23 protein-coding genes are annotated in these 23,521 nt (G+C 44.4%); 22 read left to right on the top strand and 1 reads right to left on the bottom strand.

Features of this window, described 5'->3' with window-relative positions; genetic code table 11:
• The 5 genes from H7708_RS02280 to H7708_RS02260 all read left to right on the top strand — a co-directional run bounded on the left by H7708_RS02280 (window position 1) and on the right by H7708_RS02260 (window position 4,322).
• Window positions 1-756 (top strand): fructosamine kinase family protein, encoded by a 756-nt coding sequence (locus H7708_RS02280; protein ID WP_223668854.1) that lies wholly within the window; start codon window positions 1-3, stop codon window positions 754-756.
• The gene (locus H7708_RS02275) at window positions 756-1,088 is read left to right on the top strand and encodes a hypothetical protein (protein WP_223668853.1); all 333 of its coding nucleotides are present in this window, start codon (window positions 756-758) and stop codon (window positions 1,086-1,088) included. Before H7708_RS02280 ends, H7708_RS02275 begins: the two co-directional genes overlap by 1 nt.
• A gap of 86 nt (window positions 1,089-1,174) precedes the next feature.
• The gene (locus H7708_RS02270; protein WP_223668852.1) at window positions 1,175-2,389 is read left to right on the top strand and encodes a winged helix-turn-helix domain-containing protein; all 1,215 of its coding nucleotides are present in this window, start codon (window positions 1,175-1,177) and stop codon (window positions 2,387-2,389) included.
• A gap of 148 nt (window positions 2,390-2,537) precedes the next feature.
• Window positions 2,538-3,431 (top strand): patatin-like phospholipase family protein, encoded by an 894-nt coding sequence (locus tag H7708_RS02265; protein WP_223668851.1) that lies wholly within the window; start codon window positions 2,538-2,540, stop codon window positions 3,429-3,431.
• Between the two features lie 15 nt (window positions 3,432-3,446).
• A complete protein-coding gene (locus H7708_RS02260) occupies window positions 3,447-4,322 on the top strand; it encodes a cation diffusion facilitator family transporter (RefSeq protein WP_223668850.1) in 876 nt (291 codons plus the stop codon).
• A gap of 4 nt (window positions 4,323-4,326) precedes the next feature.
• On the opposite strand, the gene H7708_RS02255 is transcribed toward H7708_RS02260, so the two are convergent.
• Window positions 4,327-4,914, bottom strand: a complete 588-nt coding sequence (locus H7708_RS02255; RefSeq protein WP_223668849.1) for a Maf family protein — start codon at window positions 4,912-4,914, stop codon at window positions 4,327-4,329.
• 604 nt (window positions 4,915-5,518) lie between these two features.
• Here H7708_RS02255 and H7708_RS02250 point away from each other — a divergent pair.
• The 17 genes from H7708_RS02250 to H7708_RS02170 all read left to right on the top strand — a co-directional run bounded on the left by H7708_RS02250 (window position 5,519) and on the right by H7708_RS02170 (window position 23,438).
• Window positions 5,519-6,043, top strand: a complete 525-nt coding sequence (locus tag H7708_RS02250) for a YceD family protein (protein ID WP_223668848.1) — start codon at window positions 5,519-5,521, stop codon at window positions 6,041-6,043.
• Window positions 6,044-6,057: 14 nt separating this feature from the next.
• Window positions 6,058-6,222, top strand: a complete 165-nt coding sequence (gene rpmF / locus H7708_RS02245) for a 50S ribosomal protein L32 (RefSeq protein ID WP_223668847.1) — start codon at window positions 6,058-6,060, stop codon at window positions 6,220-6,222.
• A 46-nt stretch (window positions 6,223-6,268) separates the two neighbouring features.
• Window positions 6,269-7,297, top strand: coding sequence for a phosphate acyltransferase PlsX (plsX, locus tag H7708_RS02240; RefSeq protein ID WP_223668846.1), 1,029 nt, complete (start codon window positions 6,269-6,271; stop codon window positions 7,295-7,297).
• 36 nt (window positions 7,298-7,333) lie between these two features.
• Window positions 7,334-8,296 carry a beta-ketoacyl-ACP synthase III gene (locus tag H7708_RS02235; RefSeq protein ID WP_223668845.1) on the top strand — a complete coding sequence of 321 codons (963 nt, stop codon included), beginning with the start codon at window positions 7,334-7,336 and terminating at the stop codon, window positions 8,294-8,296.
• Between the two features lie 329 nt (window positions 8,297-8,625).
• Window positions 8,626-9,552, top strand: coding sequence for an ACP S-malonyltransferase (gene fabD / locus H7708_RS02230; protein ID WP_223668844.1), 927 nt, complete (start codon window positions 8,626-8,628; stop codon window positions 9,550-9,552).
• 23 nt (window positions 9,553-9,575) lie between these two features.
• Window positions 9,576-10,322 (top strand): 3-oxoacyl-ACP reductase FabG, encoded by a 747-nt coding sequence (gene fabG, locus H7708_RS02225; RefSeq protein ID WP_223668843.1) that lies wholly within the window; start codon window positions 9,576-9,578, stop codon window positions 10,320-10,322.
• Window positions 10,323-10,889: 567 nt separating this feature from the next.
• Window positions 10,890-11,129: an acyl carrier protein gene (gene acpP, locus H7708_RS02220; RefSeq protein ID WP_046561130.1), complete on the top strand. Its 240-nt coding sequence runs from the start codon at window positions 10,890-10,892 to the stop codon at window positions 11,127-11,129.
• Between the two features lie 199 nt (window positions 11,130-11,328).
• Complete coding sequence (gene fabF / locus H7708_RS02215; RefSeq protein WP_223668842.1) at window positions 11,329-12,567, top strand: beta-ketoacyl-ACP synthase II; 1,239 nt, start codon at window positions 11,329-11,331, stop codon at window positions 12,565-12,567.
• A 152-nt stretch (window positions 12,568-12,719) separates the two neighbouring features.
• Window positions 12,720-13,613: a tetratricopeptide repeat protein gene (locus H7708_RS02210; RefSeq protein WP_223668841.1), complete on the top strand. Its 894-nt coding sequence runs from the start codon at window positions 12,720-12,722 to the stop codon at window positions 13,611-13,613.
• Window positions 13,614-13,683: 70 nt separating this feature from the next.
• The gene (gene pabC, locus H7708_RS02205) at window positions 13,684-14,484 is read left to right on the top strand and encodes an aminodeoxychorismate lyase (protein ID WP_223668840.1); all 801 of its coding nucleotides are present in this window, start codon (window positions 13,684-13,686) and stop codon (window positions 14,482-14,484) included.
• A 27-nt stretch (window positions 14,485-14,511) separates the two neighbouring features.
• Window positions 14,512-15,510, top strand: coding sequence for an endolytic transglycosylase MltG (mltG, locus tag H7708_RS02200; RefSeq protein ID WP_223668839.1), 999 nt, complete (start codon window positions 14,512-14,514; stop codon window positions 15,508-15,510).
• Between the two features lie 12 nt (window positions 15,511-15,522).
• Window positions 15,523-16,167, top strand: a complete 645-nt coding sequence (gene tmk / locus H7708_RS02195) for a dTMP kinase (RefSeq protein WP_223668838.1) — start codon at window positions 15,523-15,525, stop codon at window positions 16,165-16,167.
• On the top strand, window positions 16,164-17,186 hold the full coding sequence (locus H7708_RS02190; RefSeq protein ID WP_223668837.1) for a DNA polymerase III subunit delta' C-terminal domain-containing protein: 1,023 nt from the start codon (window positions 16,164-16,166) through the stop codon (window positions 17,184-17,186). The genes tmk and H7708_RS02190 overlap by 4 nt, the downstream gene beginning before the upstream one ends.
• Before the next feature lie 34 nt (window positions 17,187-17,220).
• Window positions 17,221-17,571, top strand: a complete 351-nt coding sequence (locus tag H7708_RS02185; RefSeq protein WP_223668836.1) for a PilZ domain-containing protein — start codon at window positions 17,221-17,223, stop codon at window positions 17,569-17,571.
• 82 nt (window positions 17,572-17,653) lie between these two features.
• Window positions 17,654-18,439 (top strand): TatD family hydrolase, encoded by a 786-nt coding sequence (locus tag H7708_RS02180; RefSeq protein ID WP_223668835.1) that lies wholly within the window; start codon window positions 17,654-17,656, stop codon window positions 18,437-18,439.
• Between the two features lie 303 nt (window positions 18,440-18,742).
• On the top strand, window positions 18,743-20,803 hold the full coding sequence (locus H7708_RS02175; RefSeq protein ID WP_223668834.1) for a S8 family peptidase: 2,061 nt from the start codon (window positions 18,743-18,745) through the stop codon (window positions 20,801-20,803).
• A gap of 169 nt (window positions 20,804-20,972) precedes the next feature.
• Window positions 20,973-23,438 carry a S8 family peptidase gene (locus H7708_RS02170; protein ID WP_407929715.1) on the top strand — a complete coding sequence of 822 codons (2,466 nt, stop codon included), beginning with the start codon at window positions 20,973-20,975 and terminating at the stop codon, window positions 23,436-23,438.
• Window positions 23,439-23,521 lie beyond the last annotated feature (83 nt).

The following is a 23,521-nucleotide window of genomic DNA, read 5'->3' as shown; positions in this document are numbered from 1 at the left end:
ATGAGTTTTGTTAAGCATAACAGTTCTCAATACCCACAACAGCTTACCAGAGAAGCTGATGGGCTCGAGCTTCTCCGCAAAACAATCAAAGAAAACAAGATTCCTTACCTGCATATCCCAAAAGTCGAATCAGTGACTGAAACTGAGCTGACTCTCCAGAAAATAGCTACGACCAGTTCGACAAAAGAAAACATGAAGCAACTTGGCGAAGGGCTGGCCAAGCTGCATGCCATCCAATTCGAGCAATTCGGGTTGGAAAAGGATAACTACATTGGTCTGAACCCTCAGATGAACGGAACCTATAAAAGCTGGGGCGAATTTTTCTTTGAACAGCGCCTGTTATTCCAGGTCAATTTAGTTCGTCAGTCACGTATAAAAAACAACTTTCTAATGATACTGCATGAACATCGTGCTGCACTCGTCAGCTGGCTTGATGAAAGCTGCGCCTACCCAAGCCTGGTGCATGGTGACCTTTGGTCTGGTAATGTACTGTTTGATAATAAAGGACCATGGTTGATTGACCCTGCCGTGTATTATGGTGACAGAGAGGTTGATTTAGCTATGAGTGAGATGTTCGGTGGTTTTAACCACCATTTTTATGATGCCTACGACGAAGTTTTACCACGCACTACAGAATATGATACAAAGAAAACCGTATATAACCTGTATCACTATTTAAATCACTTTAATTTGTTTGGAGAAGGGTATCTGTCCGCCTGTCAGCGGGGGATGGAAGTTGTTAAGGAATTAAAATAATGAAAGAAAGACAATTGATGCTATTGTGCATTCCTTTATTTGTGATTTTTTCATTTTGTGGATTTTATATCAATGGACTTAACCGCCATGTTGGTTGGCCTTACAATATGATGGGGTTGTTGATTTTTATTCTAAGCCAGAAATATATTTGGATCTTCCATAGTTTTAGAGAAAACCAAGATATTGAGCTGAAAATCGAATACCCCAACCATGAGCTTAGCGTTAATGAAGCCATAGAAAGGCATAAGGAGTTAGAACGTCAGAAGCGAGAAATAGTAAATGGTACGAGTTTTGGAAGTGGAGTTAGTTTAGGAATTACAAAAATACTATGACACTTACCTCTGTACTTTATCCGGTCGCCCGCGGTGGCGGAAATGATGGCGATAATATATTATATTAAAATATTAAATACGCAATAATGATAGAAATCACTCGTAAAAAGGATCGGCAACGCCTACGTCGTATAGCTTTAAATGCGCAAGGTTTGTTGCAGGCAGAGCCTTATGGACGAGGATTGGCAGGTGCACGTAAAGCAATTAATCATATCGGTTATGTGCAAATCGATACTATTTCTGTCGTTGAGCGTGCGCATAATCATGTGCTCCAGTCTCGGGTGCCTAGCTTTAAGCCCGAGATGACGAACCAATTGCTACTCAAAGGGGATATTTTTGAGTACTGGGCGCATGCAGCTGCATTTTTACCGATTAAAGATTTTCGTTTCTCTTTACCTTATAAGCACGCCATAAAAAATGGGCAAACTCATTGGTATAAAAAGCGTGATCAAAAATTGATGAATGAACTGTTGGTTCGTATTCGCTCAGAGGGACCGCTACGCTCCCGCGATCTGGAGAGTGGGGATTCCAAGCGAGGAGGATGGTGGGACTGGAAACCAGCCAAAAAAGCTCTGGAGCAGCTGTATATGGAAGGCGACCTTATGGTCTGCAATCGTGAAGGATTCCAGAAAGTCTACGACCTGACCGAGCGAGTACTGCCTTCTGATATCAATACTCAGGTGCCAAGTATTGAAGAGTTTGCAGAACATATTCTGGAACAGCAACTTCGTTGTCATGGCCTTGTGTCTCTCAAGGGGTTAACTTACCTGCGCCGAAATAACGAGCTACGTAAGGCAATGCAAGCCTTACTGGATGAAAAATTGTCGCAGAAATCGTTAGAGCAAGTAAAACTCAGTAACGGCGAAGTGTTTTTGTTGGAGAGCGGTGCGTTCGAACGTCGGCTTCCAAGAGTGAATAACCGCATGGTGATCCTTTCGCCTTTTGATAATACCGTAATTCAACGCGATCGCCTTAAAGCGCTATTTGAGTATGATTACCAGATTGAGTGCTATGTCCCGGAAGCTAAACGCCGCTATGGTTACTTTAGTTTACCTTTGCTGTATCGAGACGAATTTATCGGACGTATGGACTGTAAAGCCCATCGTAAAGAGCACTATCTAGAGATTAAGTCATTACACTGGGAAGAGCATAATTTTGACGAAGACGAAGCCATTAAGGCATTTGTTAAAGCTATTAAGCCATTCAGCCAATTCCAAAATTGTGATTCAGTAGTTTTGAGAAAAGTGTATCCAAAGGAGCTTGAAGGGAGTTTGCGTGTGGCTCTAAAATCGCTAGAGTGAATTTATGTAGGTTGGTGCTGAACGCAGTGAAGCCCAACAATGCAACTAACGGGAGCACTGTGAAAAAGCCATAGTTAGTATTTCAGTACTTGTGTAAAAGTCCCCATAAACGCTAAGGTGGGCTTTCTAATGTTAAGGGAGCTAGAAGGTGAACGATAAAGCTAACTCAGCAAAGTCTGAAAAGACAGTTTCCCTTGTCTTGGGCAGTGGTGGTGCTCGTGGGCTTGCACATATAGGCGTTATTCATTGGCTGGAAGAGCATGGGTATAAAATTAAGTCTATTTGCGGCAGCTCTATGGGAGCTCTTATTGGTGGTATCTATGCCGCTGGTAAGTTAGATACTTATGAGGAATGGGTAACGTCTTTAAATAAAGTTGATATCGTTAGATTGCTTGACCTGTCATGGCAGGGCAAAGGCCTGGTTAAAGGAGATAAATTGTTTAACCGGCTTATTGAACTGGTTGGTGATCAGCACATAGAAGATCTTCCTCTTTCTTTCACCGCTGTAGCATCCGATATTAAAAATGAGAAAGAAGTCTGGATGAATTCCGGAAAGCTTTTTAATGCTATAAGAGCATCTATATCAATACCACTTTTTTTCACGCCATATAATTATAAAGGCGTTGTACTCATTGATGGTGGCGTATTAAACCCGATTCCTATTGCCCCGACTTTCAGTGATGAGACGGATATTACCATTGCTGTCAATCTTGGGGGAAAAATAGAGATCACTGAGGGCGATAATGAGCAGGGCAACTCGACAAATAAGTATTTAGCAGCTATTAAAAATAAGATGTCTGATGTCTCTGGCTGGGTTAAGAACAAGGTTAAAACACCTGATAAACTTGAGTTGGGAGCATACGATATTGCTAACCAGGCTTTTGAGGCGATGCAAAGTACGATTGCTCGACACAAACTTGCAACCTACCCACCAGATCATGTGATAGAGATCCCCAGAAATGTTTGTGGGATACTTGAATTTGACCGCGCCAGAGAGTTAATCGATCTGGGTTATCAAAAAGCTCAGGAAAGTTTGGGTTAGGAAAGGACTTTTCAATTGAACAGTAAACCACAAAGGGATAGAGCAGTAGAGAAAGTCATTCTGATTGAAGGGCTTGTTAACCTTGTGGTTCTTGTTGCAAAGTTTATTGTTGGCCTGATGACTGGCTCTCTAGCTATTATCGGAGATGCTATCCACTCACTGACCGATGTGGTTAATAACATCGTAGCCTGGCTGGTAATACGTATTTCAAGCGCACCTCCTGATCGTGAACACCCATACGGTCACCGTAAATTCGAAACCATTGCGGTCTTCTTCCTGGCATCACTACTAATCGTGCTGGCATTTGAATTAGCAATGCGTGCAATCACCAATGAAAACACCGGAATTGTTAGCTCGAGCTGGGCATTGGCCATCATGCTGACGGTCTTGGTAATTAATATTGCTTTATCGACGTGGCAGCGTAGTAGGGCAAAAGCGCTACAATCGGATATTCTTCTTGCTGATGCCAGCCATACTTTTGCTGATGTTATGACCACAGTCGCTATTATCATTGGCTGGCAGTTATCGGCAATGGGCTATTACTGGTTGGACAGAGTGGCTGCTTTAGCTGTTGCAGGCTTTATTTTCTATCTAGCCTTCACTTTATTTAAAAGAGCTCTTCCCGTGCTTACCGATAGGTATGCGTTAGCCCCTGAGAAGTTATCTAAGGCAGTACTTGAGGTGGACGGTGTTCGTAAAGTCAAAAAAGTAAGGTCCCGCTGGATCGGTAATGAAAAGTTAGTCGATCTGGTTATTACCGTGGACCCGGGGCTTTCTACGCAAGAGTCACACCACATTACAGATAATATCGAAGACCTATTGGCCGAAAGGTTCGATGTCTACGATATTTCTATTCACGTTGAACCGCATTATTCTAAAAAATCTAACTAAACCTTTAAATCACCTGGATATTCACCTTTCTTAAGCTCTCAGCCAGTGTTATCAATGGTAATCCAATCAAAGCCGTAGGATCTTTTGAGGATAACGATTCGAAGAGGGCGATGCCCAGACCTTCGCATTTAAAGGAACCAGCGCAGTCGACTGGTTGCTCGCGCTTGATGTAGCGTTTGATTTCGTCTTTATTTAAATCTCTGAACTTTACCTCTGTCAGGACCACGCTGAGATCCTGTCCTTCTTTGCCGGACTCTAATACGCAAAGCGAGGTATAAAAGGTAACCGTCTTGCCACTACAAGCCATTAGCTGCTCAACCGCTTTCTCTTCGGTGTGGGGTTTCCCGAGTATTTTTCCATCGAGAACACATATTTGGTCTGAGCCTATAACAATACTGCCAGCATGATTTAAAGCTACCGTCGTAGCCTTTTGTTCGGCAAGACGCGCTACATGTTCTACCGGCTCTTCATTGGGAAACGGTGTTTCATCGATATCCGGCGATTCACAGATAAAGTTATCCAGAATACGGCTGAGAAGCTCTTTTCTATAAGGTGAGGAAGTGGCGAGCACAATGTTTTTCGTGGTTGTCATAAGTTGAGCTTTTTTAAAGATAAGGTTTTAAGAAATAGTAGTTTAGCTAAAATAACTATAGACGTCATTAATGATTAAAGACACTGGATCCCGCTGTAAGCGACCGAAGGAAGTGCCTTTGGCATCACGGGATGATGTAAATATTTAGAGAATGCTGTATTTAAGAGTTAGCACCAATTTCCCCCTTAAAAGTTAGCCTCATGATTTAAAATTATCGGGCAAATTGGGCAGGATAGCCCAATTTAGAAAAGACGAAACATGGATGTTTCGTTTTGTGGCCCGCCAATAATTTTGAATCCTGAGGTTTGCCCTTTAGGGCCTAACTTTCAGGGGGGAGTTTTTTGGTTCGTTTTTTGCTCATTCAAAAAATGAACGTTAAAGTCGCGAAGTCTCACAATGAGAGTATGGAGGAAATAACCTAAACTTTAGGCTTGTTGTCTTACCAGATAACAGATAAAATTCATGGTAGAAACAAGTAGTTAGCCTACATTTTGTGTGAATTTGTTAAGAAATCAACCAAATCTTCGATTTTAAGGCAAAAAAACACCAAAAATAGTGGGTTTGCTTTGACTAAAACCCAAGATAACTGTATTATTGCGCGCCTATGTCAAGTCGCAGATTACCGGCGTCGATTGATCCTTACAAATTTGCGGATCAAGAGAAAGAGATAAACGCCACACTCGATCTGGAATACTTAGACAGATTTCGTCAGGAGCTGGCCTCCGATAAAGGCGAAATTGTCTGCAGTATCAAAGGAGATAGAGTTGAAGACACTCGGATCACTTTGCTTGAGCTAAGCCTCAAAGGCAAGGTATCTCTCGTTTGTCAGGGTTGTTTAGAGCCTTTTGAGTACGAGCTGGATCACGACGTGATTATTTACCCCGTCTACTCGGAGGAGCAGATGGAAAGGGTACCGGATGATGGGGACCCGGTTTTGGTCGATGACGATGGCTTACATTTAAAGTCAGTAGTCGAAGACGAATTGATTTTATCACTGCCTGCAGTGCCTTTATTCGGGGAATGCGAGCAGATGGAAGCCTACGAGTCCGGAGAGCTTCCAGAAGAAACGGTTGAACAAGCGGAAAAAGATAACCCTTTTAACGCCTTGAAAGATTTAAAGTTTGATTAAGCAGGAGATTTAAAATGGCTGTACAACAGAATCGCAAAACTCGCTCTAAGCGTGGTATGCGTCGTTCGCACGACTCTTTATCAGCACCAACGTTGTCAGTAGAGAACGAAACTGGTGAAGTTCATCGTCGTCACCACGTGACTAAAGACGGTTTCTACAAAGGTCGTAAAGTAGTTTAATAGCTTTCTATTAAATTCACTTGGTTTTTGATCAAACGGTTATTCCGTGACAAAAACGCTAGCGATTGATTGCATGGGGGGCGATTACGGCCCCTCTGTTATTATTCCCGCAGCAATTTCCGCGCTGCAACAACACCCTGATCTTTACGTTTATCTTGTTGGTCCTCAACAGGAGCTTCAGCCTTATTTAAAAAATACTCAGTCTTACGGCGATCGCCTGCAAGTTCAGCATGCATCTGAAGTCATTGGCATGTCCGAAAGACCCTCAGCTGCATTACGGCGTAAACCTGATTCGTCCATGCGCAAAAGTCTGGAGTTGGTGCGAGATAGTAAAGCTGATGCTTGTGTCAGCTCTGGTAATACCGGAGCTTTAATGGCTTTAGCTACCGTACTTATTGGCACCTTGCCCGGTATTGAGCGTCCTGCGATTACTGCTGAGCTTCCTAATCGCAAAGGTTCTGTGACCAACATGCTTGATCTCGGGGCTAATATTGATGCCAGTGCTGAACAGCTAAGCAGCTTCGCCGTGATGGGGCACGTCTTAAGTGAGTTGGTTGATGGTATCGAAAATCCAAGAGTTGCGTTACTGAATATTGGCGAAGAAACGATTAAAGGACGCGATAGCATAAAATTAGCTGGTGATATGCTTTCAAATCAGTCGCAAATTGATTATGTTGGGTATATTGAAGCCAATGAAATCTATGATGGTAGCGTCGACGTTATCGTTTGCGATGGTTTTACGGGAAACAATGTTCTGAAAGCATGTGAAGGCATTACTCGCTTTTTGTATGATCAGTTGAAAACCGAGTTTTCCAGCGGTTTATGGAGCCGTGCGGTTTCAGCTTTAGTTTGGCCACTGCTTAAGCGATTCCAACGTCGGATCAACCCCGACCAGTATAATGGTGCTAGTCTGTTAGGATTACGCGAAATCGTTATTAAGAGCCATGGTTCGGCGGACAGCAATGCCACTGTTTTTGCTATTAACAAAGCGATTACTGAAATAGAGCGACAAGTGCCACAAGCTATTCAAGACAGGGTTGCTCAAATATTATTAAGTGCAGATAATGAAGAGTAGAGCTCTTCTTAATGATTAAAATAAAAGGTAGATAGTGTGAAACATTCTCGAATTCTAGGCATGGGAAGTTATTTACCAGAGAAGGTATTAACCAACGCCGATCTGGAGAAAATCGTTGAAACATCGGACCAATGGATTACTGAGCGTACCGGCATTAAAACGCGCCATATCGCTGCGGATGATCAGTCGGCTTCAGATTTAGGTGTGGAAGCGGCGAAAAAGGCGATCGAAGATGCCGGCATTGATGCCAGAGATATCGATATGATTGTTGTTGGTACCGCCACTCCAGACAAGATGTTCCCAAGTTCGGCTTGTTATATTGGTCACCAGTTGGGCATTGGCGGAGTCCCTGCATTTGATATTACTACTGCCTGTCCGGGTTTTGTTTATGGCTTGAGCATTGCCGATCAGTTTATCAAGACCGGTCATCGTAAGAATGTGCTTGTCGTTGGTACGGAAGTGCTTTCTCGGCTGGTTAACTGGGAAGATAGAACGACCTGTGTGATTTTTGGTGATGGTGCCGGTGCAGCTGTGGTCACGGCGAGCGAAGAACCGGGCATTTTATCGACCCACATTCATGCTGATGGCGGTTATGGCGATTTGTTGTACTGCAACAATGGCCTACGTGGTCAGCTAGGTGATTTCCCTGAGCCTCAAATTGTCATGCGAGGCAATGAAGTCTTCAAGGTCGCTGTCAAAACATTAAGCAGCATCGTTGACGAGACTTTAGAAGCCAACAATATGAGTAAAGCTGACATTGATTGGCTAATTCCACACCAGGCTAATATCCGCATTATTCAGGCGACAGCGAAGAAGTTGGGCGCTGGTATGGATAAAGTTGTGGTAACTGTCGACAAGCACGGTAATACATCGAGCGCTTCGATCCCGCTAGCTATGTGTGAAGCGATTGAAGATGGTCGTATTAAGCGTGGCGATGTGTGTCTGCTGGAGAGTTTTGGGGGTGGATTCACATGGGGTTCCGCCTTAATTAAATATTAAAATTCCAGTATTTCGGTTATGCATTGTTAAAAATCATTTTTATCTGCTCATTTAGAATAGCTAAACTGGGCTATAAAAATGATTTTTGCCTCGCCTAACCTGTATCCTGAAATTTTGTGGAATTAAAAATATTCCAGAAAGAGTACGAAATAACGTCATCCCGCGGCACCGAAAGTTGCTTCCTTCGGTTGTTTAACGCGGGATCCAGTGACTTAAAAGAAGTTGGGAAAGAGCTTCAGCATTGTCTAGCTCTTTTTCGAGCTTAGATAGTTAAAATATCGCATGAAGAAATAAACCTAATATATTGAAATAAAAGAAAAGAATTTGTTATGAGTAAAACAGCATTTGTATTTCCAGGCCAGGGTTCGCAGGCATTAGGTATGTTGGCGGATGTGGCTGCTTCAACACCGTTAATTGAGCTGACTTTCGCTGAAGCAAGCGAAGGTTTGGGTTACAACCTGTGGGACTTGGTTCAAAATGATGAAGAAAAATTGAGCCAGACGCAATACACGCAGCCAGCGTTATTAACGGCAAGCATTGCGCTTTGGCGTTTGTGGCAGGAAAAAGGTGGCGCTAAACCTGACTTTTTAGCTGGTCACAGCCTAGGCGAGTACAGCGCTTTAGTGGCAGCCGGCGTTTTATCGCTAAGAGACGCTGCGGCATTGGTTCAGGCCCGCGGTGAGTTTATGCAAGCGGCCGTACCAACAGGTACGGGCAAAATGGCAGCGATTATTGGTTTGGATGATGACAAGGTACGTCAGGCGTGTGCCGATAGTGCCCAGGGCGACGTGGTTGAAGCGGTTAACTATAACTCTCCTGGTCAGGTCGTTATTGCGGGTAGTGCTGAGGCCGTTGAGCGTGCGATGGAAGCCTGTAAAGAAGCAGGCGCTAAGCGTGCGTTACCATTGCCAGTAAGCGTTCCTTCGCACTGTGCTTTGATGAAGCCAGCGGCCGAGAAATTAGCGGAAAAGCTTGAAGCGACTAACTTTAATAATCCTGACATACCCGTGATTAATAATGTGGATGTTTCAACTGAAGCGACAGCTGATGCGATTAAAGATGCACTGATCCGCCAGCTTTATAATCCAGTGCGCTGGACAGAAACAGTACAGCGATTAAAGCAGGAAGGTGTTGAAATCCTCCATGAGTGCGGCCCGGGTAATGTCCTATGCGGCTTAGCGAAGCGAATTGATCGTAGCCTAACGGGTAAGCCTTTAGGAACATTAGATAAATTTGAAGCTGCGTTAGCTGAATAATCGATTTAGGTAGGTATATAACAATGAGTATTGAAGGAAAAGTTGCATTAGTTACAGGCGCGAGCCGCGGTATTGGCCAGGCTATCGCTCATAACTTGTCTCAGTCCGGCGCTGTGGTTTATGGTACAGCAACTTCTGAGGCCGGCGCTGAAAAGATTACAGAAAACTTTAAAGCGGCTGGCTTAGACGGTAAAGGCTTGTGCCTTAACGTTACCGATGCGGACAGTATTAAGAGTGTACTGGATACGATCAAAGACGAGCAGGGCAGAACGCCGGATATCTTGGTCAATAATGCCGGTATCACGCGCGATAATCTTCTAATGCGCATGAAAGATGATGAATGGGATAGTATTTTAGAGACTAACCTGACGTCTATCTTCCGTCTGTCTAAAGCATGCCTGCGAGGTATGATGAAAGCGAAATGGGGCCGAATCGTTACTATTGGTTCTGTGGTAGGTACTATGGGCAATCCAGGGCAGGCAAACTACTCAGCTGCAAAAGCAGGCTTGATCGGTTTCTCTAAGTCGCTAGCTCGCGAAGTTGGTTCACGTGGGATTACGGTGAATGTGGTGGCGCCTGGCTTTATTGATACCGATATGACCAAAGCTCTGAATGACGAGCAACGCAAGGTCATGCTTGACCAGGTTCCAATGGCGAGTTTAGGTCAGCCGGAAGATATTGCCAACGCCGTAGGTTTCTTAGCGTCTGATTTGGCAGGTTATATTACGGGTGAAACGATTAATGTTAATGGTGGGATGCATATGATCTAAGCGTCCTTTTTTGGGATTTGACTGTGTTAGACTTTATACTCGTCGCATCATGTATTGTATATACATTCAGCAACCGCGTTAAAATCTGCCGCGTCAAATCTCAAAAATTACAGCTTAGACGGGTTTAGAGTGAACAAAACAATCGTTCTAAATGACTGTTTGAAATTATTAAGTATTAAGGTTTATTTCAGGGTTACAGGTTAGCGCCTATAACCCCTTTAACATTAACCGTAAGGGCAGCCTTTAGGCCTAATGTTTGGGGTGTCTTTTCTTTTCGCCCTTTTCTTTGGACAAGCAAAGAAAAGGGTATAACTTTAGTTCTCCGTTCTATTAGTAAAGCGGATATAGAGTTTAATGATTACTATAACCTATAGTTTTTTAAGATAAATTTTTGTGACTGGCAGGTGATTTTTGTTATTATCTGCTTTTAATTTTTTACCAAAAGTTGTAATTTATGCGTGGTCTGACCTTTTTCAAAAAAGGCAATTTGCACTTGCAACTTTGGTTCAGTTAACTAAACTACCCACGCAGTGTGATACTGTTGATACAAACGAGGAATTTAAACAGATGAGTACTATCGAAGAACGTGTAAAAGGTATCGTTGTTGAACAACTAGGTGTTAAAGAAGACGAAGTTACAGCTGAAGCGTCTTTTGTTGACGATCTAGGTGCTGATTCACTGGATACAGTAGAGCTAGTAATGGCTCTAGAAGAAGAGTTCGACACTGAAATCCCAGACGAAGAAGCTGAAAAAATCAACACTGTTCAAGCAGCGATTGATTACATTAAGGCTAATGTTGACGCGTAAGCCAACTCGTCTGCAATCTATTCGTACATCTATTTGTAATAGTTAACGAATATAATGGGTGAAATACGAAAGTATTTTGCCCATTTTTTTAGATAAGTCACTGATGGGTTCGGCCGAGCTCAAATGATCATTACCGAAGCAACCCTTGCCCAATCAATAGTAAAGTGACGATATTAAGCAATTAATCGAGAGGTGTTCCTTGAGTAAGCGTAGAGTTGTTGTTACTGGTCTTGGTATGTTGAGCCCGCTAGGTAATAACATTAAAGATTCATGGGAAGGTATTCTAGCTGGTCGTAGCGGCGCTGGACCGATCGAAGACTTTGATGTCAGCGAGTTTAATACGAAGTTCGCCTGCACGGTTAAAGACTTTAACTCAGAGCCTGCGGTCTCGAAAAGAGATGCACGTCGCATGGACAAGTTTATTCAGTACGGTATCGTTGCTGGCGCACAGGCCTGGGAAGACTCTGGTCTGGAAGTGACTTCAGACAATGCACATCGCATAGGTGCTTGTGTCGGTGCTGGTATTGGCGGCCTGGAAACGATAGAGAAGAATACATTGTTGTGGAACAAGTCGGGTCCTCGCAAGATTTCCCCATTTTTCGTTCCTGGATCTATTATCAACATGATCTCCGGACATCTGTCGATTAATTATGGCTTAAAAGGGCCCAACATTGCGATTGTTACGGCCTGTACTACTGGCGTCCATACTATTGGTCATGCGGCTCGTATGATTGCGTATGGCGACGCAGATGCGATATTGGCTGGCGGAGCAGAAAAAGCGACGACGCCAACGGCTTTAGGTGGCTTTAGCTCGGCGAAAGCGCTGTCTACTCGTAATGATCATCCTCATGCGGCCAGTCGTCCTTGGGATACTGATCGTGATGGGTTTGTTATGGGCGATGGTGCTGGTGTGATGATGCTCGAAGAGTATGAACATGCAAAAGCTCGTGGCGCTAAGATTTATGCTGAACTTACAGGTTTCGGTATGAGTGCGGATGCTTATCACATGACGGCCCCTGCCCCTGGCGGTGAAGGCGCTGCTTCTGCGATGAAAAATGCGTTGCATGATGCAGAGCTAAGTCCAGAACAGGTTCAGTATATTAATGCCCACGGTACTTCGACACCAACGGGGGATATCGCTGAAACGGATGCGGTTAAAGCCATTTTTGGTGATCATGCTAATAAAGTTATGGTTAGCTCAACAAAATCAATGACCGGTCATTTATTAGGTGCTGCTGGTGCTGTTGAGTCGATTTTCAGTGTTCTAGCGCTGGTCGATCAAGTTGCTCCACCAACCATCAATCTGGATAACCCAGGTGAAGGCTGTGATCTGGATTATGTTCCTCATACCGCCCGTGAAACTGAACTGAAGCATGTTCTATGTAACTCATTTGGTTTTGGTGGTACGAACGGCTCGCTAGTGTTTACTAAAGTCTAGTTAAACTTTAGAACATATCACCTTAAAAGGCGGTTTTTACCGCCTTTTTTATTGTCTGGAGTAATGTTGCAACCTCAGGTTAGTTTCTTTATTCCGTATCCTTAAGGTATAGTTACAAGCAACCGGACTTAATAAAGGATTAAGGAATCATAATGAATCGAACAGTCTTCCTCCTATTTCTAGCAACACTTTTTTGGTCACTTTCTCTTCATGGAGAGTCTAACGATGTAAAAGAAAAGGCTCTTCAGGGTAACGTAGATGCTGAGTTTGACCTTGGAGTTATTTATTATAATGGGCAAGGGGTAAAGCAAAACTACCAGAAAGCTTTAAAATGGTACCATAAAGCTGCTCTGCAAGGGGATGCGGAGGCTCAGTTTAATTTAGGCATTATGTATTATAGAGGTCAGGGGGCTACTAGAAACTATAAAGAATCGGCCCACTGGTTCCAAAAGGCTGCTTCACAACATTATGCTGAGGCTCAGTACCATTTGGGTATCTTGTACAATAAAGGAGTAGGTGTGGAGCAAAGCGCTCAAGAAGCTCTTAAATGGTTTTTAAAAGCTGCTAAGCAAGGTGAGGTTAAATCACAATACAATGTCGGTGTTTTTTATCGTGACGGACGAGGAGTTTTGAAAGATAATTCTAAAGCAGCTGAATGGCTCCATAAAGCTGCTCGACAGAACTTACCAAATGCCCAAAATGACTTAGGCCTGCTATATCTTACTGGAAGTGGAGTGGCTCAAATAGATGATATCGCAATAAATTTGTTTCGAGATGCTGCAAAATTAGGGTATGCAGATGCACAGAATAACCTGGCTGTCATGTACGGTAACGGGCGAGGAGTTCCTCAAGATATCGCTGTAGCCTATATGTGGCTGATCCTTGCGAATCACAATGGTAATAGTAATGCCAAAAGTGGGATGGCCGAACTGAAAAGGGAGATGACTAGCAAACAGTTAACAATAGCAAAGACTTCTGCACAGCGCTGCTTAGACAGTAACTACAAACTCTGTTATATACTCAAGTCAGAACGTAGCGGGAGCTGAACTAACTGATTTCTGGACATTTTATTATACTTAGCTGAAATACCCATACACTAGCTATTAGGGTCTTATTGTGCCAAAACATTTAGTAAATGGTCAGCCTGATGCCTTTGTCGAAAGTTCCGATAGAGGCTTGCTTTACGGTGATGGTTTTTTTACCACCATTCGTATTCGTAATGCTCAGATTGAGCACTGGCCCCTACATATAGAGCGGATCAACTCTAGCTCCGCTAAGCTTAAATTCCCAGCTGTAGACGTTGGGTTAGTTGAACGTGAAATTCATGAGCTTGTAGCAAGTCAGGTTGAGAAAGATGGTGTCATTCGTTTGACTATTACAAGAGGATCGGGGCTTCGGGGGTATAAAGCACCGAGCAACCCTAAACTCAATCGTATTGCTAGCTGGTCACCCTTCGTCCCTCCAGGAAAGCTTAAGGATGGTGTTGAGCTATCCATTTGCGGGACTCCTTACAGCAAGAACTCTGCTCTTGCTGGCATTAAGCACTTAAACCGACTGGAGCAGGTGTTGGCTCAGGAGGAAATACCACAGAGTTGTTTTGATGGTATTATGTTAGCCGATGATCTGATTATTGGTGGAAGTAAAACTAATATCTTCTTTTGTAATAACGGTAAGTGGTTTACGCCGAGTTTGTTGCGCGCGGGGGTTAATGGAACGGTTCGGCGCTGGTTGTTGAACACTCAAGGTAATATAGCGCCAAGTCAATTCGGGCTGGAAATCTTGAGTGAGGCAGAGTTTTGCATGGTAACTAACGCACTGAATGGATTAATTCCAGTTACTAAAATTGGTCAACATCGGTATGATGTGTATCCGGGGATTGCCGACTTGAATACACAGTATCAACAAAGCAGTAATTAGTATAAAAATTAAACACTTATAGTTTCAATGAAAAAATTCTTTCTCGTCATTCTGATTATTCTGATCGCATTTGCAGGCGTTACAGCCTATTTCTGGCAGGGTTTTAAAGCCTTTGCTAAACAACCACTGGGCTTAAACCAGGAATTAACGGTGGTCGCAGGTGAAACGGCGACGGGGTTGGGCCAACAATGGTACGAAGAAGGGCGTATCGATAACTTCTACTATTATCAGCTATTGATGCGTATGAAGCCCGGGCTGCGTGATATTAAAGCGGGTAATTATCGGGTTACTGCCGATATGACCGTGGTTGATGTTTTGCAAAAGCTGGTCGCTGGAGATGTGATTACTTATCAGGTTACGCTGGTCGAAGGTGCTAACATTTACGAATTGCTTGATGCGATGGCGAGGCATGATGATCTGGTACATACGATTGATACGAAGGATTATTTTGATGTTTGGCAGCAGCTGAATTTCACCGGAAAGGATTATCCCGAAGGCCTGTTTTTTGCCGACACTTATCAGTTCACCAAAGGCGATAGTGATATTGATATATTAAAACGTGCTCACAATAAACTGCAGCAGGTTTTGGTGGATGAGTGGAGTCAGCGCGCAAAGGATTTACCTTACGAGCAGCCCTATGAAGCGCTAATTATGGCGTCGATTATCGAAAAAGAAACCGCGGTACCGAGCGAACGAGCTGAAATCGCTGGCGTATTTGTCAGGCGCTTAAAGCGAGGCATGTTATTACAAACCGACCCCACTATAATTTATGGTCTATTGCCGGACTTTGATGGCAATATCCGTCGCCGGGATATTCATAATCCGCACCAGTGGAATACTTATGTTCATAAAGGCTTACCGCCAACACCCATTGCAATAGTGGGGCGTGATGCGATCCATGCGGCTCTGCAGCCGGTACCCGGTGAAACTCTGTATTTTGTGGCAAAAGGGGACGGCAGTCATCATTTCAGTAAAACTCTGGCAGAGCATAACCGTGCCGTCAGACGCTACCAGTTAAAGCAATAAAAAGAGCAGGATATGAGTAATTCAAAAGGTCAGTTTATCACCGTCGAAGGCACAGAAGGTGTTGGTAAATCAACCAATATGGCTTTTGTTAAGAATTGGCTCGAAGCCAAGGGTCATGAGGTGATCCATACGCGCGAACCTGGCGGTACGCCTTTGGCTGAAGAAATTCGCGAGCTGTTACTCAACAAGCGAGAAGAAATGGTCGATAGTCATACCGAATTGTTGCTGATGTTCGCGGCACGATGCCAACATGTTTACCAGAAAATTCAGCCGGCACTGGAACAGGGCACCTGGGTGCTTTGTGACCGTTTTACCGATGCCAGTTTCGCCTATCAGGGAGCGGGACGTGGCTTAGGTTTTGAGAAACTTAAAGAACTGGAAACCTGGTCGCTACAGGGCTTTAAGCCTGATCTGACGCTATTACTTGATCTGCCTGTTGAGGTTGGTTTGGAGCGCGCGAAAAAACGTGGTCCGGTCGACCGCTTTGAGACTGAGAAAGTCGAATTTTTCACTCGTGTACGAGATGGCTATCTTGCTATTGCTGAAGACGAATCAGAGCGTATGAAAGTGATTGATGCCACTGGTTCAATCGAACAGGTGCAGGAGCAGCTCGAGAAAACACTGGCGGCCTTTTATCATAAGGTGATGATGCCATGAGTTTATTCGAGGAAAACAGTCTGACGCCGTGGCAGGAAGGGCCTTTTGCCCACCTTTCCCAGCAACTGGCACAGGACCAACTACCGCACTCGATTCTCGTTTTAGGAGAAGACGGCGTTGGGCGCGACGACTTTTGTCAGTTTGTCGCGCAATGGATGCTGTGTAATGCCCCGGATAAAGGCCAGGGTTACTGTGGACAATGTAAAAGCTGTCAGCTGTTTGAAGCGGGAACTCATCCTGACTACCACTTGCTACAGATTGAAGAAGGCAAAACCCAGATTGCCATCAGCCAGGTTCGTGAGTTGATTGAGCATATGCAGGAATCCGCGCACCAGGCTGGCTGGAAACTGGCGAATATTACCGATATCCATGCGCTAAATGCCAGCTCCTTTAATGCACTGCTGAAAACATTAGAGGAACCACAAGAGAATACTTTGTTACTCTTGCAGGCTGAACAATTACAAGGAGTTCCGGCGACGATAAAAAGCCGAGCACAAATACTGAAAGTTGGCGTAACCAATACCAGTATGACACGGGAATGGTTAAAGCAGCGCCATGATTTCTTTGATGAAGAAATGGAAACGGCGTTACAGCTATTCCCAACAGCCCCCTACAAAGTAGAAGCTTTTGTCGAAAACGGCGAAGCGTTTAAAAGTGGCGAGTTTATTTTCGATTATGCAGACGTGATTACGGCAACGCAGCCGCCGATGGATATTGCGCAACGTTGGCAGGAAGAGCTGGAGAATTGTGTTTTCTGGTGCCAGCTGATGTTCCATGATGTCCTGTTGTTACAACAAGGTGGGAAAGAGAACGACATCCAGCTACAGAAGCAACATAAGGCTCTTGCAGAGATTGCTTCCACTGTTAATGCCAAAGGTGTGACGTTATTATTGAATAAAATAATTGAGATTCAGCGGTTGATTAAGCTGAAAAGTCCAGCTAATCTAATGGCATCTTGGCAAAGTTTTTTAATATACAGCGCTCAAATTGCTATAAAATACAAAAAATTAGAGAGCTAACTTAAAGTTTTACTTATTACTGAAGGAAGCATCGATGCGAATTGAAAGAACCGGCCCCGGCATTTTGACCATTCATGTAGAAGACAAGGATGATCTGTACGCTTCATACATGCCTTTTGTGGTCAATGGTGGTCTTTTTATCCAAACCAACAAGCAGTATGACTTGGGGGATGAAGTGTTCATGCTATTGGCGTTGGTTGATGAGCCTGAAAAACTACCGATCGCCGGTAAAGTCGTCTGGGTAACGCCTATCGGCGCGCAGGGCAACCGTCGAGCGGGTATCGGTATCCAGTTCAGCGATCAGGACAAGGGTAAAGCCAGAAACACAATTGAAACGATACTGGCAGGACGTTTAGAGTCTGATAAGCCTACCCACACCATGTAAGCCAGTTCTTACCGTATAAATTTTCCCCGAGTCGTGTTACTCTACGGCTCGCTTTCCAACTCAGTAATTTTACCATTTTGTTATGTTGATTGATTCGCACTGCCACCTAGACCGTCTTGATTTAGAACCGTTCGATGGAAAACTCGAAGGGGCGCTTGATAACGCCAGAGAGAATGGCGTCAAGCATATGCTCTGTGTCTGTATTACTCTCGATAAATTTAACGACGTTCTGACCATTGCCCAGCAACATGACGATATTTCATGTTCGGTAGGAGTGCATCCGTTATACGATGGCGTAAAAGACACAGACACCGATGCACTAATAGAAAACTCCAAACATCCGGAAGTTGTCGCGATTGGCGAAACCGGTTTGGATTACTTTTACCACAAAGATCCAGAGAACCATAAACTGCAGCAGAAAAGCTTCCGTAAGCATATCCGCGCAGCCAATGAAGTGGGGTTACCGATAATCGTACACACGCGTGATGCGCGCGAAGATACCTTAAACATTCTCAAAGAAGAAAATGCTGAAAAGTGTGGCGGCGTTTTGCATTGCTTTACCGAAAGTCTCGAGATGGCGGAAGAAGCAATGGAGCTCGGTTTCTATGTGTCTTTCTCCGGGATCGTTACTTTTAAGAACGCCGAAGAGTTGCGCGAAACTTGTCGTAAAATCCCACTCGATAAACTGCTCATCGAAACAGACTCGCCGTACCTCGCACCCGTACCACACCGCGGCAAATCCAATCAGCCAGCCTTCGTAAAAAACGTTGGACAGTTTGTCGCAGATCTGCATGGCCTTAGCTACAACAAGCTTTGCGAGATTACAGCGAAAAATTATCAAACCTTATTTTCAAAATCGAAAGTATAGACGTAGATACCATCTCTCCCAACCGGACTGATAATCTGGATTATCAAGGTCTGAGAAGCTTATAGTATAATTTAACTCTCAATTCGTGTGCCTTGATATTATGTACTACAGTCAGGCTCGAACCACGAAATTGTTGTAACAAACGGTTTTACTGCTAAAGCTCGTTTCAGTAAGGCGCTTCCTTTATATGTTTCTTGCGGCTAGGTAATACCTATCTATCTTTCTAGGGGATTTCCCCCGTTCCAATTCTGCTCATTTCTTTTCATAGTGAACCTGACAAATAAATAACGACAGGGTCAGACTATGAAAACTCAATACAAACTACTTTCCGCTTGTGTTCTTACCGCTCTAGCTGGCGGAGCACAGGCTGATGCGATTATCGGTCCAGAGCTTGAGTCGATGTTGCCGACGTTGCTTGATAGCAAGAAAGTTATCGTGACGACTCATAATAGAGACGACTTGGATTCGGTCATGTTGCAGGTCGCGAGTCCTTATATCGCGATGCAAGAGTTGCCAATGGCTGGTACTACGCTCAATAAGTTACAAATTTTGAATTTAGCTCAGGATGATCGTGTTAAGAGTATTTACTACGATAAGCCGCTGCAATACTTCAACTACACATCTGGTGAGATTACTGGTGGTCACTATGTGCACGATGTCGAAGGCGTTACAGGGCAGGGCGTTACCGTAGCTGTATTGGATTCTGGAGTCGATGGTTCTCATCCAGACTTAGAGTTTGGCTCTAAGACCGTTGAGAACGTTAAAATTCTTGGTGATTTGGACTTGGTAACTGGTAGTAATTATTACCTTGAAGGGGTCATTAATACTGATACAAGTTCGGGTCACGGTACTCACGTAGGGGGGACTGTTGCCGGTACGGGTGCTATGTCAGCAAACGATGCTCGTCGTCCGTACTATCATGATGGTATTGCACCAAACGCAAGCCTGGTTGGTCTAGGTGCTGGCGAAGCGATTTCCATTCTGTTTGCTATTGGTGGTTTTGATTATGCTATCGCTAATCGCGAACGTCTAGACATTGACATTATCACTAACAGTTGGGGAGCTTCTGGGGGCGGTGCTTTTGATCCAAACAATCCAATTAATGAAGCGTCTTACGATGCTTACCAAAAAGGTTTGGTAGTTACTTTCGCTGCCGGTAACGATGGCCCTTCAGACGATACGATTAACCCTTATGCACTGGCGCCTTGGGTGATTGATGTGGGTGCTGGTGATCCGGATAAAGAGTTGGCTGATTTTTCTAGCCGTGGTGTTGAGGGTGACGAGTGGAAGCACGTGGATATCGTTGCTCCTGGTGTCAGTATCGTTTCAACGCGAGCTGCCAATACGGCGCTACCAGCTTTAAGCCCGGTTGTGAATGAAGATTATCCTGATTACTACATTTATTATGCCGGTATGAGCGGTACTTCGATGGCGACGCCTTTTGTTGCTGGCGTGGCGGCTTTATTGCTTGAGGTGAACCCTGATCTATCACCAGATCAAATTGAGTCTGTTATCCGAGAATCAGCAGATGATATGCCTGGCTATAAATTCCACGAAGTGGGCGATGGCTATATTAATGTTAAAGCAGCCGTTGAGTTGGCGCGTAATACTCAGGGTAACCGCTCTGACTTTATGGATGGTCAAACTCACTGGTCAAGTCAAGGTAATTGGAACCAGTTTGGTGAGTCTACCGAAGAGATTGACTATGTCTCTAAATGGCAGTTAAAAGACTCTGATTTGAGCACAGACGGTAGCTTCTTGAAAACTCGTAGAAATGGCTCGAAAGCAATGTTCGATATTATGGGCGAAAGTTTACAACTGCTCTATGTTGCCAGTAAGCGCGGTGGTCGGGCCGAACTATTTGTTGATGGCAAAAACTACGGTGTTGTTGATTTCTACTCGCCTGATGAAGAAGCACGAGCTTTTTCAGTGAAGGGTCTGGCAGGTAACACCATTCATACTGTTGAGCTGAAGCATCTTGAAGGTGAAATTAACCTGGACGGGGTCAAAGTTGATGGCCAGTTGATTGATAATGGCCTAAGTATTGCCACAGAAAGCTTTATGTTCGAAGGTACCATGGGACCATCGGCAGAAAACCTCGAGGTTCAGGATTTCCCAATTTCAGTTACTGATGATGCTGTACTTATCGAAGCAAACTTAAGCTGGGAAGGCGTAGCCGACCTTGACTTCGAACTGCTAAACGCTGCGGGAGAGCAAGTTGCCAGCAGCGCAAGCCTGAGTAATCCAGAAGTTCTATCTTATGCCCCAGAACAAGCTGGCGATTATGTGTTGCGTGTGAATGGATACGCAAGTGTTGTGACTAACTTCCAAATCGATGCGACTGTATCCAGCTTGGTTGAATAGCAAATAGCACGTCTACACAGGGCCCGCAAGGGCCCACTTTTATTCAAAACCAATAAAAAGCTAGGGGATTTCCCTTAGCTTTTTTGAGTGTTTGCCCGGGTAGCCTTTAAGTCAAAAATGACTTGGAATGAAGGCGGTATATAAAATTATTGAACTTTGGAGACAGATGATGAATATAAAGCTAAAAAAGCTGGCCCTCTCAGCGGCACTTGCTGGTTTTAGTTTAAATGCTGCGGCGGAGGCTGTTATAGGCTCTGAACTCGATCAGCAACTAGATACAATGAGTTTAACTGACAACACTATGGTTGTGGTCACTTATGATCAGTTAGATGCAGTGAAAACTGAGCAGCTTGAAAACTTATTGAACCTTGGTATTACTGACGGTGTTCAGTTTAAATCACTGCCGATCGTTGGGGTCGTGGCTACTCCGGCTCAAATTGAGCAGCTTAGTCAGATGGACGGTGTTCGCTCAATTTTTGCGAACCGTGAACTTGAGTATTATAACGCCGAATCAAGAGAACTGACTGGCGCTGAGAAAGTTCAGACTGATGACTTTAGACTGCGTAACGGTATGACATTTACCGGTAAAGGTGTGACTGTAATGGTCAATGACTCTGGTATTGATGCGACTCATGCGGATCTGGAGTATGGCTCTAAAGTGGTTGAAAACGTCCAGGCCATTACTCATGCTCAAGCCTTGTCGCTGGCAGGCGTTAGTGGTGTTTGGGTTGAAGGTCAGCTGAATACCGATTTAAACGTTGGTCATGGTACTCACTGCGCCGGTACGGTTGCAGGCTGGGGTACTAATTCCGACGGTAAATATAAAGGGGCTGCACCGGGAGCTGAGCTTGTTGGTTATGGCTCAGGAGCTGGTCTGTCTATTCTAGATGCATTAGGTGGTTACGATTACGCACTAACGCATATGTTCGAATTTAACTCTCCAATTCGTGTGATGAGTAACTCATGGGGCTCGAGTGGTAAATATGAGCCGAACGGTCCTATTTCGGTAGCGTCTTACAAAGCCTATAAACTGGGTATGATTTCTGTATTTGCTGCGGGTAATTCTGGTCCTGGCGAGGATACGCATAATCCATATGCACAAATCCCTTGGGGATTGTCAGTTGGTGCCGGTACCAAGCAGGGTACACTCATTGATTTTTCTTCGCGTGGTAAACGGGGGGAAAGTGGTGATTTCATAATGCCAGATGGCACCGAATGGACTTATAGTAATGAAGTATCCATCGTTGCTCCTGGTGTCGATATTATCTCCACTCGAGCGGCCACCAACGTTGTTTCTAACGGCGGAGAAGCAGATTTAGAGGCGATTGAAACGGAATATGTACCGTATTACACCATGATTTCAGGTACATCGATGGCAACGCCGCACGTGGCTGGTGTTATCGCAATGATGCTGGAAGCGAATCCTAATCTTACCCCGCTGGAAACTAAGCGACTGTTGCAAGAAACGGCAACTAATATACCTGGTTATGAAAAGTGGGAAGTGGGAGCTGGTCATGTCAATGCCTACGCTGCGGTAGCTGCGGCACTGGGTTATAACCCTGAGCACAAAGCGACGGTTAATAACCTGAATACTTTTAATGGTAATGCCATCGTGATTGCTGATGACAGTCCTGAGTCATTCGAAGTTCTGTATGCTCCAGCGGGCGAGCCAGATGTTTACGAGTTTGAGGTCTCAGAGAATGATGTATGGATTACAGCTTCGGCTGAATCGCTAGCCAATACAATTAAATTGAAATTAGAAGCACCTGATGGTACCGAATATTTTGGCAACCTAACGCTGCCAGTATTAACGACTGATATGCGTGTTTCAGCACCTGCTAAAGTAGGTACCTGGAAGTTGTCTGCTTATGGTTTAACGTCTTTATCTGGTGTTGAGGCTGATCCGACTGGTACTACAAATGGCCCCGGTGTTCCGGAGTCAGTCAGCGGTGAAATCAGCATCTTTAAGTCTGGCGGCTATGAAGGGTTGGACGATATTGCCGGCCACCCAGCAGAAGAGGCTATCCAGTACGCAACAAGCGAACGTCTGGTTGATAGTTTCAATGATAAGTTCTTCCGTCCTGATAGAGAATTAAGACGTAAAGAGCTGGCACAATATCTCGTCATGGGTGCAGCGATTCGTCAACACCGTGATTTATTGAACGAGCCTGTAGTTAGCTTCAGCGACGTTGGATTTGAAGCGGCGGCATTCGCTGAGTCTGCTGGTGCTCCAGGCAGTGCTTTAAAGGACAGAGTGCAACAGCAGCAGCCTGTTATGCTAAGCGACGGTGATAAGTTTGATCCTAATGGCAAAGTGACTCGTCTTGATATAGCTTACGCTCTAGTGCAGTCTCTTGGACTGGAAGAGCAGGCAAAGGCATTCTCAGGAGACGTTACAGTCGACTATAACGGTCAGACAGTACCGGTTGTCGATCAGGATTCCATTCCTGAGGAGTTTAAAGGTTACGTGCAAATAGCTCTGGAGCTATCCATACTTGGCGTACGTTATGAGATAGAGCAAGGGCCATTTGATCTTGAGCCTACGTTAACAGCTTACTTTGAGCCTGCCGACGCTATAACACGCGCAGCGTATGCGGTGTTGATTGGTAGAATGTACGATGCTTATTATCAGTAACTAGTAAAAAGGGTGTGAAAAGTTGGCTAAGGGCCTTCTTTTCACACAATTTTGCAATGCATTCTTGCTTTAATGGATAAATA

The sequence above is a fragment of the Kangiella shandongensis genome, assembly GCF_020005365.1.
Lineage (GTDB): Bacteria > Pseudomonadota > Gammaproteobacteria > Enterobacterales > Kangiellaceae > Kangiella > Kangiella shandongensis.
This window is presented reverse-complemented; position numbering and strand designations above follow the sequence as displayed.